Annotated in this window: 6 protein-coding genes; 4 read left to right on the plus strand and 2 right to left on the minus strand. The window is 38.8% G+C overall.

Annotation, left to right across the window (positions count from 1 at the left end; genetic code table 11):
• Positions 1–17 precede the first annotated feature (17 nt).
• Positions 18–3,116 carry a SusC/RagA family TonB-linked outer membrane protein gene (locus tag FHS59_RS20570; protein WP_184497733.1) on the minus strand — a complete coding sequence of 1,033 codons (3,099 nt, stop codon included), beginning with the start codon at positions 3,114–3,116 and terminating at the stop codon, positions 18–20.
• Between the two features lie 487 nt (positions 3,117–3,603).
• Here FHS59_RS20570 and FHS59_RS20575 point away from each other — a divergent pair, with 487 nt between their 5' ends.
• Positions 3,604–5,016: a Gfo/Idh/MocA family oxidoreductase gene (locus FHS59_RS20575; RefSeq protein WP_184497735.1), complete on the plus strand. Its 1,413-nt coding sequence runs from the start codon at positions 3,604–3,606 to the stop codon at positions 5,014–5,016.
• An 80-nt stretch (positions 5,017–5,096) separates the two neighbouring features.
• On the opposite strand, the gene FHS59_RS20580 is transcribed toward FHS59_RS20575, so the two are convergent.
• Positions 5,097–6,143, minus strand: coding sequence for a PorP/SprF family type IX secretion system membrane protein (locus FHS59_RS20580; RefSeq protein WP_184497737.1), 1,047 nt, complete (start codon positions 6,141–6,143; stop codon positions 5,097–5,099).
• Between the two features lie 82 nt (positions 6,144–6,225).
• On the opposite strand from FHS59_RS20580, the gene FHS59_RS20585 reads away from it, so the two are divergent.
• From FHS59_RS20585 to FHS59_RS20595, 3 genes are all read left to right on the plus strand, one after another.
• A complete protein-coding gene (locus tag FHS59_RS20585; RefSeq protein WP_184497740.1) occupies positions 6,226–11,733 on the plus strand; it encodes a T9SS type B sorting domain-containing protein in 5,508 nt (1,835 codons plus the stop codon).
• A gap of 1 nt (position 11,734) precedes the next feature.
• Positions 11,735–12,487, plus strand: a complete 753-nt coding sequence (gene yaaA / locus FHS59_RS20590; protein WP_184497743.1) for a peroxide stress protein YaaA — start codon at positions 11,735–11,737, stop codon at positions 12,485–12,487.
• Between the two features lie 143 nt (positions 12,488–12,630).
• On the plus strand, positions 12,631–16,083 hold the full coding sequence (locus tag FHS59_RS20595) for a gliding motility-associated C-terminal domain-containing protein (RefSeq protein WP_184497745.1): 3,453 nt from the start codon (positions 12,631–12,633) through the stop codon (positions 16,081–16,083).
• Positions 16,084–16,110 lie beyond the last annotated feature (27 nt).

Genomic DNA, 16,110 nt, shown 5'->3' on the forward strand with positions numbered 1-16,110 from the left:
ATTTTCAGGGATTTAGATTACAAACTGACACTTAGACCAAGCATAAAAACTCTTGGTTTTGGGTAGGCATATAAATCAACTCCTTGATCAAATGCGGCTCCAGAGGTTGATACCTCAGGGTCATATCCTCCATATTCTGTAGAAAGGAAAAAGTTCTGAACAGAGAAGAAGGTTCTAAGATTTCTTACTTTGATTCTTTCCAATAATTCGGGAGCAAAATTATAAGACAACATCAGATTTCTTCCTCTTACAAAAGATCCATTCTGAACCCTATCAGAATCATTGTTAGTATTATAACCTGCTGTTAATGGTCTAATCTGCGCAATATTTGTATCTTGATTTTCCGGAGTCCAAGCATCCAAGACAGTTTTAAAGCTGTTGGCAATTCCTGTTCTGTCTTCAGCTGAATGCTTACTTCTAAACAAAACATCATTCCCATAACTAAACTGAATATCTACCAACAGCTCAAAATTCTTGAATCTGAAAGTGTTAGCGAAGGTTCCAAATCCATCAGGGATTCCTTTTCCAATAATCACCCGATCAGCATCATTTATTACACCATCTTCATTGACATCTTGATACTTTATATCTCCGGGTCTTTTATTATAAGTTGCCGCCAATGATTCCTCATCAGTATTCCATGTACCCTGGTGTACAAAGCCGAAAAATGAACCTACTGATTCCCCTTCCCGCACGATAGTTGAGCCTAAGAAAATATCAGCTCCACCTGTTAGTTCTTTGACTGTATTTTTATTGTAAGAGAAGTTAAAGGTTGTATTCCAAGAGAAATTATTCCGTTCGATATTGACTGTATTAAGTCCGATTTCGATTCCTTTATTTTCCATACTCCCCACATTCTTGCTAACTACTGTATATCCACTACTAGAAGGAACTGGGGCACTCAAGAGCATATCATCAGTAATCTTCCTATATAAGTCCACTTCTAGCATGACTCTGTTTTGAGCAAATCCTATCTCAGCTCCAAAGTCTACCTGGCTGGTTTTTTCCCATCTTAAATCCGGATTGGCCAACCTGCTAATCCCTATACCTATTTCCCTTTGGTTATTAAAAACAACAGAATAATTTCCCATACCAGCTAAAGACTGATAGGCTGTAATTTCAGAGTTACCAGTTTGACCATAGCTGGCTCTTAACTTCAAATCTGAAATTGTATTATTATTTCTTAAAAATTCCTCATCTGATGCTCTCCAGGCAAAAGCTGCAGAAGGGAAAAATGCATATTGATTAGAGGATCCGAATTTCGAAGAACCATCCACTCTTCCCGTGAAAGTAAACAAGTATTTATCTTTTAGTGTGTAATTAATCCTACTGAAATAGGAATTTAGACCATAGGCTACATTTCCGGATTGGGGTTGAATTGCATTTGCTCCAGCTCCAAGATTATTGAACATGAAATAGTCATCCTGAAAATTTTGGGATCTGGCTGTTGCATTGAACCGATCTACATGTTGCCAGGAAAGGCCTACCATTGCATTTATTCTGTGACGACCTCTAAATTCTTTTAAATAGGTCAAATAGTTTTCAAACTGCCAAGAATTTAATCGATCATTAAATACAGAGGCATCCCCTCCCTGGTTTTTAGCAATATAGTTTAACTCTCTGCCACCATAGTAGTCAACTCTTTGGTTAACAATATTTGCAGAAATATTTGATCTAAGTTCCAAGCCTTCTGCCAAGTAAATATTTGCATAAACATTCCCTATAATGGTCTGGGTATTGACCAAATACACTCTTTCTTTAGATACTTGTAACGGATTATTTCCTCCTTCCATCCCTGGATAGTCCGCATTTCCGGCCCAACTACCATCTGGATATTTTACTGGGATAATAGGAAGAGCTTCCAATACCTGCCTCATTGCTACGATCCCTCCATTTCCTAACGGATCTACTTGACTTTCTTTTTGATCATTGTAGCTCAGGACACCTCCAACCTTAATCCAGTTCTTAAGTTTACTGTCAAAAACAAATCGAGAAGAATATCTTTTCATCCAAGAATTTGCCATCAATCCATCTTCATCCCGATATCCTAAATACACACCAAAATTATCATCTACATTCCCGGAGGTGAAATTCAATTGGTGGCTTTGTGTAAATGCCGGTTTAAATGATTCTTTCTGCCAATCTGTATCATATAGAGGGTTGCCATTTGCATCAAACAAATTAGGGTCAGTCCGTTTTAATTCTGGATCTTTATAGATTCCATTGGCCCAACCATTAGGATCATATTTTTGTGCATTCTGGTAAGCTAAATCTTCTGTTGCTAGAAATTCAGCTGAATTAAGTAATGGGATTTTTTTAGGTAGTACTCCTATACTATAATTTCCTTCATAGGAAATAATTCCACCCGACTTACTACCTCGCTTTGTAGTAACAAGAATTACTCCATTTGCTCCTCTTGCTCCATATATAGCAGTAGCGGATGCATCTTTTAAGACTTCCACAGACGCAATATCATTTGGGTTGATATAATCTATGGGAGTACTTCCATTTGCTAAACCCGCAGCATGCATGATAACACCGTCTATTACATATAAGGGATCATTGGCTATACTTACAGAGGTATTTCCTCTAATTCGAATATTTGCTCTACCCCCAGGACGACCAGAGTTTACTGACACATTCACACCTTGAATTTTTCCGGAAAGCGCATTTGATAAAGAAGCAGCAGGTCGTTCCTTCAAATCATCTTCTCCAACCGATCCTACTGATCCTGTTAGATCAGATTTCTTTTGGGTACCATAACCAATTACCACCACTTCGTCTAATTCAGATTCATCCATTTCCAGATTAACTTTTATCTCCTGGGATAAATCAGACACCAAGACTTCCTTGGTAGTAAATCCAATAAAACTGATGACTAGAGTTTCGTTCACACTTGCTTCTATAGAGAAGCTACCATCATTCTCAGAAACTGTTCCTCTCTGTGTTCCTTTTACTACAACCAACGCTCCAGGAACAGGCTCTTCCTGATCTCCAGAGGTTATCACTCCTTTTATTAAAGAAGTTTGGCTATAAGCCAGATGACACATTAAAAAGAGAGAAAAAATTACCCCTGGAAAGATCGATCCCCTGGGATTTGTAAAAATATTCAGCATACGTTTTGGGGTTTATTGTTTTGTAATTACCCCAAAGTATCTTAAGGACAAAAACTTAGCATCCTGCTGAATCCTGACACAATTCACTGAAATACAACAGGATAGATCAGGATAACTAATTTTAAAAAAGTTTAATTTTATAGGTTTTCAAGCATTCAACTACAAGCCACTAATCATGCTTAAATCAATCTTTATATACCTAAACATGCTTTTCAAATAAAAGTTAACTAATCTCATTCAATGAAATAACATCCAAATTTCTTCTTTAAAAGGAATTTTAAATAGGATTTATTAAAGAATAAAAAATTGAAATATTTTAAATGTTGAAAAACTTTTTTTGGCTTTCTCGGCCTTTCTTTTAAATCCAAAATCTCGAAATCCATTCCGTTAGTTTTCGCTTCCGAAAACCCTTTCTAACTGATTTTAAAGAAAGATTTTATTACTTTTTCATTCCAAAAGAATCAGTAAATCCAAAATCCAATCCAATATGAACCATAAGCGAAGAAATTTTATAAAAACAAGTGCACTAAGCGCTGCAGGGATAAGTTTTCTCCCTTCCTCAGTTTTTGGCAAACCTCTTGGCCATGTAGCTCCAAGTGACAAGGTAGACCTTGCTTGTTGTGGTATTGGAAATAGAGGCGCTCAAATCATCAATGCACTTTATGATACTGGACTATGTAACATCGTAGCACTTTGCGATGTCGATATGGGTGCTCCCCATACGCTGGAAATCATGAATAAATTTCCAAATGCAAAGAAATTTCAGGACTTCAGAGAAATGTTTGACCAATTTGGAAATGGTTTTGAAGCAATTACAGTAGGAACTCCAGATTTTTCACATTTTCCGATTACCATGCTTGCGATGTCTCAAGGCAAACATGTGTACGTTGAAAAGCCTATGGCTAGAACATTCAACGAAATCACCTTGATGATGGACTGCGCAAAAAGACATCGCGTAGTTACTCAAATGGGAAATCAGGGACATTCCGAAGGAAATTATTTCCAGTTCAAAGCATGGAAAGAAGCTGGAATCATCAAAGATGTGACTGCTGTAACGGCACATATGAATAGTCCTAGAAGATGGCATGGCTGGGATGTAAACATGCAAAGCTTCCCAAAAGCAGAACCACTTCCAACTACAATGGATTGGGATACTTGGTTGATGGCGAGAAGTCAACATGACTACAATAAGGATTTCGTCAATGGGCAATGGCGCTGTTGGTATGACTTTGGAATGGGAGCTTTAGGAGATTGGGGAGCACATACGATGGATACTGCCCATGAATTCCTTGAACTAGGGTTGCCATACGAAGTCGATCCTGTGATGCTAAAAGGTCATAATAATTTCTTCTTCCCTATGTCATCTACTTTGGCATTCAAATTCCCAGAAAGAAATGGCATGCCTGCCCTCACGCTTACATGGTATGATGGAGTTGACAATGTTCCTCCAGTTCCTGAAAACTATGGTGTTTCTGAGTTGAATGCTGATATTCCTGCTGCCAGCAATGGAAAAATCCAGCCTGCAAGGTTAAACCCTGGCAAAATAATTTACGGTAAAGACCTTACTTTCAAAGGTGGCTCTCATGGCAGTACTTTGTCTATCATCGGTGAAGACAAAGCCAAAGAGATGGAAAGCAAACTTCCTGAAGTTCCAGAAAGCCCATCCAATCACTTTGCGAACTTCCTAAAAGCTTCAAAAGGCGAAGAAAAAACCCGTTCACCTTTTGAAATTGCAGGGCCACTAAGTCAGGTTTTCTGTTTGGGTGTTTTGGCTCAACAGTTGAATACGAAACTTGTATTTGATCGGGAAACACATCGAATCACCAACAATCCTTTAGCCAATCAATTGCTTGCCGGCGAGGCTCCGAGAAGAGGTTGGGAAGAATTTTACACCTTGTAAAAGACTTTAGAACAAAAAAAAGCTGAAGTGGGTAACCGCTTCAGCTTTTTTTGTTTCTACCAATTTCGAATTCTTTCGAATTAAAATTTAGGACATGGGAGAATGGTATCTCTTCGGTTAGGCTTGCCTTCGTATTTATTTGGTAAGGTCCAGGAAAGACTCAATTCATGAGCTCCCCCTGATTGAATTCCCAACTGAGAAACGGTATAATCAAAACTATAGCCGACATTCAAACCATTTAATAAGTTCAAACCAACCATCATTACGATGGCATCCCTGTTACTTTGATTTTCTACTGGCTTGTAAGGTAATCCTCTATACCAAACTCCAAACACAATTGGCTCTACATAAAAGTAAGCCCCTACATCCAATTGCTCAAATGGCCCTTGTCTTTTGTAATTGATCGTTGGCGTTAAATATCGCTGTCTACGCATGTGCGTAAAATCCTGTCTCATGCCACCTTCACCCAGGTCAAATCTATATCCTGCGTGGACAGAGAACTTTGTTGGTAATTTACTGACCCCATCTAGAAAGGATTGATTTGGTTGGTTGACATGATGAGCTGCAAATCCCAACCATAAATCTTCTGTAAAAAACATCCCCCCCAAAGAAAGAGAAAGCATATTTACTGGGTCTCCAAGTCCGGGAAGATCAGTACCTGGCAAAATTGGCCCAAATGGATCATTTGGATTAATTTGGTTGGCAAAAACCAAGTTTTCATAAAAACCTATTTCACGTCGTATATAAGAAGCCTGAAATCCAGGTCTGAAATAGGCATTGTCACTTATCTTTAATTCGTAAGAATAAAGAGCAGAAATAGTGGTAGATCTTAATTTTGAAGCTCCTTCGGTATCTTGCATCACCATGACTCCTATTCCAGAATTATAGTTTGGAAGGTAAGTATCGTAGTATGCAGAGAAGGTAGTAAACTGTGCATCAATGCTTGGCCATTGGTTGCGATAGTTAAAACCAATTCGTCCCGTTAACTCTGCCCCAGCCATCGCAGGGTTTAAGTAAAGGGGTGCAGCATAATATTGGCTATATTGTGGGTCTTGCCCAAAGGCTTTTGTCTGCAGTCCTAAGATGCAGATCGAAAAAAAAACAAAGAGAGACAGAGACCGTAACAAGGATTTGTTCGTTTATTTGAATATTCAGTTGGCTTTTAAAACGTTTTACAAGTTTGGTTGTTTTAAAAGCAGTTCGAAAATTATGAAAAGCAACCCTAATTCCATAAGGTTCAAGTACATTTTTACCCTTTCGCTTCTATTTACGCTATTTGCGGTAGATTCAAAAGTCCTATCGCAAGGTTTTAATGAAAACGAATGGATTTTTGGGAGTTGCGATACAGGTGATAGCAATTACCTCTCTTTTGGAAAGGGAAATACTCCTACAGTTCAATCTCTACCAAATTCCGTGCTACTTGGCAAAAACAATAGCGCAATTGCTATTGATCTCATAACAGGACAGCCACTTTTCCAGACCAACGGGGAGTTGGTTTACGATTTTAGCCAATCACCAATCGAAGGGTCGGCACCAGGACTAAATGGAAATGTAGATGGTTCTCAGCAAGTTGCCACAGGATTTTTAGAATACGATCCTGAGGGTAATAAGCTTTTTTATATTTTTTATATTTCTGTAGGCGGCCAACTCCAATATTCATTAGTGGACATGAATGCCCCTGGTCAAGCGACTGGAAATGAGCGACCTTTGGGTGAAGTTGTTTCAAAAGACATCAACATGGGGAATGCTTCGGGCGCCCTTTTGGTGGTAAAAAGTCCTGCTTCCTCTTCCTATTTAATCAGTTTTGACGGTGGAAATCTCGTTGCTCAAAGAATCGATGCCGGAGAAGGTAATTTCTCTACCACAGATACTCAAGGACTTCCATTTACGCCAGAACGAATTATTTATGATGAGGCATCGGGAAAATTGATATTAATCCCTGCTTCTGGAACTGATCAAATTACGGTATTGGATTTCAATACCAGCAATGGTTCATTTAGCAACAGCACACCTATTTCAAATAGTGTTGGATCCGGAAACTATGGAGGCGCTGACTTTTCTCCCGATGGCAGTTTTATTTATTATTCTTTGGGCAATCAATTATTCAGGGTTCCAAGCAATGATTTATCAGCCAGTCCAGAGGAAATTCCTTTGAATAACCCACAGGAAGCTATTCATGATGTCAAAGTGGGTCCAGATGGCAGTTTGTATTATATCTATGAGGAAACTGCCGGTGGACCACAATTGATCGGAAAAGTCGATAATCCAAATGAACCTGATTTAACCTTGGTTACTACTGATGAAGATCCTTTTATGGGAGCTGACTTCTGCGGAAAAATATTTCCTGTTTTTGCCCCAAATGCAGATATCAGCCCATCGGTAGATTTTACTTGGGATCCTGAGATGCCTTGTGCGAATAATCCTATTCAGTTAACCAGTACAGTCACTCCAGAAAATTACAGTCCAGCCAGCTATACCTGGGAATTCAGTCCTCCTCTAACTGACTCGGATGGAAACGAAATCGATGCGGATTATAACCAGCAACATTTCTTAATTCCAGCAGACGCTGCGCAAGGAACAGATGTTTCAGTGACTTTGACCGTAGAATATGAAGATGGAACCACCCAGACCTCCACTCATACTATACCGCTGACAGAAAATAATCTAGAGGCGAATTTCACCCCTTCTGATACGACGATTTGTAATACCTGTATCGATATTGGCCCTCTTTTGCAAGCGCAGGCGGCAGGTCAGGATGGAGAAGCTCCCGACACTGGAGGTGGATCTAATTACGAATACTTCTGGTCTAACTATCGGGATGAAGGCTGGGGAACAAGACAGGAAAATGAGGTTTGTAAACCGGGTCTTTATTGGGCATTGGTGAGAGAGCCAGGTTCAACTTGCTACGCATATGCGGAAATCAGAGTTAAAATCTGGGATCTTGACGATCAAAGTAACAATATCTGGTATTTTGGAGATGGAGCAGGTTTGGATTTTAATCCAGATCCAGATGATCCAGATGCACCTACACCCAGACCAATTGAAAATCGACATCCACAAAACATTCCTGCCGGAACTACCACAATTTCCGATGAGACAGGTCAAGTACTTTTCTATACTGACGGAGCAACGGTTTGGGATTTAAATGGAGATGAAATGGCAAATGGAGATTCGATTGGAGGAGATAATACTGCCAGTCAATCTGTATTAGCTGTTCCTGTTCCTGATGAACAAACCATATTTTACCTTTTCACTACTCAACTTTCCGCAGATGGTACCAATGTGGCCAGTTATTCAGTGGTAGATATCAAAGCCGACAACCCATCTGGAATCGGGAATGTGGTCACTAAAAACAATTTCTTATTTAGTCCATCTACTGAGCATACGGCGGCATTGAATGCTGGAGACACCACTTGGATGATGTTCCATGAATTGGGTAACAATACCTTTAGAGCCTACCCAGTATCTTCTTTAGGAATCGGGCAACCAGTTTTGAGTTCTGTTGGAAGTAATCATGGGTTTAATTCCGGTGTGGGGGCAATGAAATTCAATTCAGATGGAGATAAAGTCGCAGTCACCATTTCCGAAGGAGGATGTAACAAATTAGAAATTTTTGATTTTGACCAGGATACTGGTGAAATGAAGGAATATGCCAGAATAGATCTGGGATGTGATGGGGATGTTTATGGTTTAGAATTTTCTGAGGATGGTGACAGGGTATTGGTTTCTTATAGAAATGGCGGTCCAGGAATTCAAGAATTTAATATTAAGGCTGTAGAAAACGATGATCCCGATGCGGCTGTATGTCCATCTTGTTTCGAAAACGCCAGTACTAGAGCAGAAATAGAAGCTTGTATTAACAGCACCAAAAATACGGTTGGAGGAACCTCTGGCCTAAATTTAGGGGCTTTACAAATCGGTCCAAATGGACAGGTTTATGCCGCTGTGGTCGGCGATAATAGAATTGGACAAGTGAATGTAGGCTCTGGCTGTAATTCTTCCAGTACATTTACTTTAGATGGAGTAGAACCTATGCCAGGCACTTCGAATCTTGGCCTCCCATCTTTTGTCCAAAACTCTGGCAGTTCTATCCCAGAACCTGCTTTATCTGGTCCTCCTAGAATATGTCTTGACCCACAACTTGGTGGTGGAGCATTGTTTGAAGGAGCAGGTGAGGCTGATATCGATAGTTATTTTTATACCATTACCGATGAAAACGGAGTGGTTATCTTAAATGAGTTTGGTGGTCCTGGAGAAGAATTCCAGAGCTATGAACATATTTTTACAGAACCTGGACTTTACACTGTTGACCTTCGAGTAGATCGCTGTGGTGATCCCACCTATTACGAAGCCAGTTTGGAAGTTCAGGTAGACGCCCCTCCTGTTTTGACTTTGGAAGATGATGTCACTCTTTGTTCTGGTGCTCCTGTAACATTGACTGCGATTGATGGCTATGATCCTGCAGAAGGAATTTATGATTTCCAATGGACGAATGCTGCCGGACAATTATTTGGGGATGAAAACTCCAATGAAATCACAGTTGATGAGGAAAGTATTTACACAGTTTCTGTAAGCTATCGATTGCCAGATGGGTTATCGGAAGAAGAGGCTTTACTGTATGAAACCTGTCCTTCCACTGCTGAAGTTTTTGTTGGACCAGCTTTCGAATTTGATTTGACACAAACAGCCATCGAAGTTTGTTATGAAGAGACTTCAGTTATTATTGCTCCAAACACACCAATTTCCGGAGAATGGTTTTACACTTTGGATGGAGATCCAAATAGGACTTCATTGGGAGTTTTCTTTGAACTTGAATTGTTTATCAATACCCTACCTGGACCTGGTCAATATGAAATCATTTTCGTAACCCAAGATCCAATTCTAGAAGGCTGTACAGTAGAGAAAAAAGTAGATTTATTGGTAAATGAATTACCGATTTTTACGGCAACTCAAACCACACCTGCGACAGATTGCACCACAGCAGATGGGGAATTTGAGATTACCATGCAAGGTGCAGCAAGTACATTGACTGTATTAGAAACTGGAGAAGTTTTTACAAATGTTACTGCTGGGAATACTATTCAGGTCATTAATTTGTTACCTGGAGTTTACACAATTGAAGCAGAAAATAGCACCGGCTGTTTTTATACAGGGACAGTTACTGTAGAAAATTCAAACCCTCCTGTGGGCTTTGAATATACTGTTACTCCAACTGATGAAATTTGCGGAACTAATGGTGTTATTGGCGGAACCTTAACAATTGATTTTACCACCTCGCCACAATCAGGAAGCTATACCATCACTAGACAAGGAGATGGACAGGTATTTACAGGTTCATTCACCAATACTTCTCAAATAGTAGTGGATGTTCCATATGGTGATTATGCAGTGGAGATTCAAGACCCAACAAACTGTGCTATTCCAGATCCTACGATTTATCCGGTTGCCCAAAAATTGGAGGTTGTATTTTCAGTTCCAACCAACTTTACGGCTTGCGAGAGTTATACTTTTGCTCCAGAATCTCCGGAATCTTTGATTTACACGGTTACAGACGGATCAGGAACAGTTATTTCACCAGACTCTGATGGGAATTTCACTATCACTTCGAACGGAACTTATACGGTTTTGGGTGAGGACCCAGCAGGGATAAACTGCCCGAAAGAAATTCAAATGACGGCAATAATTACCCAGCCAATAGATTTTGACGTAACAGGCCCGATTGTAGATTGTCAAGTAGGAGCAACTTATGAAGCGACTTTAACTAATGCTGATCCTGCTGATGTGATTTTCCTTTGGAAAGATGAGCTTGGCGTCATTGTAGGCAGATCTCAAACTTTCGCTCCAATTAGAGCTGGCACTTATTCTCTTGAAGTTCAGCCATTATCCGGAGGTCTTTGCCCGGTAGATAAAAAGATATTTGATGCAGAAATTGTAACAGAGAGTGTTCAGGTGGATCTAGATGTTGTGCCTTTCTGCGTAGATCAAACCAGTACAACTATTACGGTTGTCGCAGATCTCAGCAATGTCGCTGAAATAGAATGGTATTCTGTGCAAGGAACAACGAGAACCAGAATCCCTGCTTTTGACAACCTACCAATTGTGGAGGTTAACCAAGAAGGAACCTATGAAGTAATTTTGAGAAGTGCAGCAGGTTGTGATTTAGGCAGAGCAAATGGTGTGGTGGCAAAATCTGTAATTATTCCTCCGGTAGTTCCTGCATCCCTTACGATTTGTGCAGCAGAAGGAGTCACACAAAGCATCGATCCAGGAGATTACGATAACTATTCTTGGGTTCTTAATGGAGAAGAAATATCTCAAGACGCTATTTTCACACCAACACTCCCCGGAATCTATACCTTAACAGTTTCGGATAATATCGGTTGTGAGTATACTGCTACCGTTGAAATCATAGAAGACTGTTCACTGAAAATCTCCTTTCCAAATGGGGTGGTATTAAATGATCCAAACCGTAATTTCATTCTGTATGCGAATGAATACATCGATTTTGTTGAAGTATTTATTTATAACAGATGGGGTCAATTAATTTTCTACTGCGAGCATGAAAATGTAGAACCGGGACAGCCATTCTGTCCTTGGGATGGTCAAATGAATGGAAATTTTGTGCCTAACGGAACATATGCGGTCGTTGTGAAGTTGACTAGTGAAGACCAAAATATTACCCAAAAAATCACCAAAGCGATTACAGTAATACAATAACATGCTAATTCTTATATCACCTGCAAAAACATTAGATTATAGTATTCCAAGTTTTAAATCCCATACTTTACCTGATTTTCAAAGTGATGCGCAGTCATTAGTTCGCATCATGAAAAAGAAAACAGCAAAGGAAATTTCAGGATTAATGCATATCAGCGATTCTCTTGCTACTCTAAATGAAGAGCGATTTAAGACTTTTCAAAAGGAATTTAGCTTTGAAAATTCAAAACAAGCACTTTTGGCATTCAAAGGAGATGTGTATACCAAAATAGATGTTGATGAATATAGGGAAGAAGATTTTGATTTTGCTCAAAATCATTTGAGAATACTTTCGGGGCTTTACGGCCTTTTAAAGCCACTTGATCTAATTCAACCATACAGATTAGAAATGGGGACAAAGCTTGAAAACAGAAGAGGTAAAAACTTATATGATTTTTGGGATAAAAAAATTGCAAAAGCAATCAACCAAGTAGCTCAAGGAAGCCCGATTGTCAACCTTGCCTCTCAGGAATATTTCAAGGCTGTGCATCAAAAAACTTTAAAGTCTCCTCTTGTTACCATTCACTTTAAAGAATTCAAAAACGATAGTTATCAAGTAGTTGGTTTTTTCGCCAAACAAGCGAGAGGGATGATGACAAATTATGCAATCAAAAACAGAATTACTGACCCACAATTATTAAAGAGCTTTAATGAAGATCGATATGAGTATTCGGATCAGTTAAGTACAGAAACAGAATGGGTTTTTATCAGGTAATCGTAAAAATTCCTAATTAGATCCAAAGGTTATTCCAGCCTTTGGATTTTTTTTGACCTAATAAATATGGTAGCTTAGAGGTCTGAAAATCAATAATTTTTCACTTTCCATTGGATTTCAAAAGATTTAAATCGGGACCAGTTTTGACCCTGCTGATTGTAATAATCAGCATAGGTTTCTCTATGGTTGCATCTTCCGAAACCAATAATTCAGATCCAAAAACAAGAGTATTTGCTGACCCTGAATTAATAGGGCCCGAGAAACTTTGTAATGTTTTTGGAAGTGTGATAGCTGACTTTTACGGAGCTGGCGATCCTTTAACAGATGTTTATTCCTGGAAGATTTTTGGACCGTCTGACCAATTGCTTTTTAATAGAGCCGGGGGAGCTGGATTTCAAACAATCAGCTATACATTCTCCTTAATCGGTACCCATCGAGTGGAACTAACAGTTGCCAGACCAGGAGCTCCTTTATTTACCCAATCCCAAAATGTAGAGCTTATTTCTGGCCCACAAATTAATCTTCTACCTAATTACGACATATGTGATTCTAATGGAATTTCTCTGACAGCCATCAGTCCAAATAGTTCAAATTTTTCAAATTACATTTTTGAATGGAAAGATAGTGAAGGTAATATTGTCGGATCAACTAACACAATAGATGTTTTCCTACCAGACACTTATACAGCCACATTTTTCTTCGAGGATGATGAGGGCAATATGGCATGTGACGGTTCTGTTTCGACGGAAGTAACTCTTTTCGATGGATATGAAATTGAAAGTTCTACTCCATTTATTTGTCCAGACTTCACGGTTACTTTTACAAATTCCTTAAATCTAAATGGCTCATGGTCCTACAAAAAGGCACCAAACCCTCAAGAAGAATTTCTTGGTTTTGGAAAGAGTGTATTAGTGACCCCCATTTTAGACCTTAATCAACCAGGGGATTATGAGATTATTTTCAAACCAGATCCTATAAGTGGAAATGCCTGTTTGCTTCCCAACTCGTATTTCATAACCTATTATCCTCAACCAGACTATGAAATTATTGATAGTAGAAGTTCATCTGAATGTTTTGTTGCAGATGGAAGTATAACCGTCCAAGCAAATACAGCTCTAGATCAAATATTTTTAGAAGAATTAGGTCTTTCTTCACCTCCCTTAAACCCAGGTGATACTTACGAATTTAAAAATTTAAAATCTGGCGCTTATACTTTTACTGGTCAACTAGGGGGATGCTCCAATTATTTAGGAGGAGTAGTCACACTTAAAACTCCTCCGAAAAACCTGGATTTTACTATAGAAAACATAACTGGTGAGATCTGTACTGACGATGGAAAGTTAAATGGTTTAATCGACATCAATTTTCCAAACGGACCAATAAACGGATGGTATAGACTTATTAATGAAAAAGGTACATTAATCAGAAATTCTGAAATTCAGGACGCATCAGATTTACAAATTTCGGTTACTGGTGGAGAATATTATTTTGAACTTTATGGTCAGGATAGTTGCAGGATTCCCAAAGCAGAATTAATAAATGTTCCTGGACTTGAACAAACCCTATTTGAAGTCCCAGAACTTTTTACTATTTGTCAGTCTTTTGAACTTTTCCCTGAATCAAATCAAAATTTAGATTACCGTCTTGTTCTACCTGACGGTTCAACTGAGGTAAAAAGTACAGGTGATCCATTTATACTGACTACAGAAGGTAGTTACAAAATTACAGGATTCTTACCTAATCAAAGTGACGTTTGTCCGTCGACATTGGAATTTGAGGTGGAACTTGTTGAAGCGGTAGAATTCGAACCAAAATTAATTCTACAAGACTGTTTTGGAAACAGAACCTATTTTGCCGAAATCTATGGAAGAGATCCGAATTCAGTGATTTTCTCATGGTATAATGAAAATGATGAGTTAATAGGTACAGGTCAAAACATGTTTCCAACTTCAATTGGAGAGTTTAAACTAGATGTCCAACCTGCTAATAGTGAGGCTTGTCCAATTCCACCTGTGAAATTCCTTATAGAAGAACCAGTTTTAGAAGTGGATGCCACATTGGCTAGCACAAAATTATGTGAACTTGGCCCAGGTGCTACCATTAATTTGAGCACTACATTCTTTTCCGAAGTAACAGATATAGAATGGAGAAGATATAATTCCGCAGGTGATATAGAAGAATTAGACCAGTTTAAAGACAAAACAGAAATCACTGTTTTTGAGGATGGTATCTATGAAGCTGCAGTTTTTAGTATCATACCTGAAATTGGGAAAGATTGTGAGTTGGGAAGGAATTCGATGGAACTTTCATTTACCAAAGAAAGAGTCGAATTCAATATACCTGATTCGCTATCTATCTGCGAAAGTTTTGAATTCATCCCTGAAACCACTCAGGATCTCGAGTTTATTTTGACTTTTCCAGATGGAAGTGAAGCAGAAAATCAGGCAGGTCAAGCATTTACTTTAAATCAAACTGGAACTTATAGTCTATATGGTTACCATCCAGAAATTAGTTCTCCAAATTGTCCTGAAATTAAAGAGTTTTACGTTTTTGTCAACCAACCTATTCCTTTCGAACCTATTTTGTTCAGCGAAGACTGTAATGGTCAAAAAATTTATCAGGCAAAATTAACCGGTGCAACACCAAGTGATGCTTTGTTCTTCTGGTATGATGAAAATCAAAATTTAATTGGAACTGAAGAATTTTTAACCTTCAATGGAGAGTCAGGTATTTACTCATTATTAGTTCAACCTAAAAACAGTGAGCCCTGTGATTTGGAACCTATCGAGTTTGAAGTCCCAGAACCTCTCTTGGCTCTCGATGTGAATTTGATCGCTGCTCCTTTTTGTCCAGATGCATTGGATGCAGCAATTTCAGTCGATACTGATTTGGAGAAAGTTAGTATTATGGAATGGTGGTTTACCGACCTAAATGGGAATCAGGTAGAGTTAACAAATCAAAAAAACAAACCCGAAATCCTAGCAACTCAAGAAGGTACTTATGAAGTACGAATATTCAATTCTGTTCCCTGCCTTATAGGTTCCGATTTGGTTTTGCTCACCAGAAGTATGGATGAAGTCCGTCCCTTAGTGGAGGAAAGCTATCAAATTTGTCCTCGATACGATATTGCTCCAAATATCAATCCGGGAGATTTCGCTTCTTATGAATGGTACTATGGAGACCAATTAGTTTCTACAAGTCCTACTTATAAGCCATTGTTAGTTGGCCAATTCGACTTAGTAGTTTATAGTGAGGAAGGTTGCGCTTATTCCACTTCTTTTGAAACCATTGAGGAGTGTGAGTTAAAAGTTGTGTTTCCGAATGCCTTGGAACTTGGAAACCCAGATAAGAACTTCCTCATATACACCAATTATTTAGTAAACGAATTAGAAGTCTGGATTTACAACAAATGGGGAGAATTAATTTTCAATTGCAAAAACACTGAGTTGATCAATGAGGAATCTACCTGTTTTTGGGATGGCACCTTGAATGGGGAAAAAATACCCAATGGGGCTTATTCAATACGGGTAAATTATAAAAATTACGCCAAAGACATCAATGAAATCTACCTTGGCTCACTTATGGTCATCGAATAGGAATATTTTTAGTCCTAAATTTTTATT

The organism is Algoriphagus iocasae, from assembly GCF_014206875.1.
Classification (GTDB): Bacteria; Bacteroidota; Bacteroidia; order Cytophagales; family Cyclobacteriaceae; genus Algoriphagus; species Algoriphagus iocasae.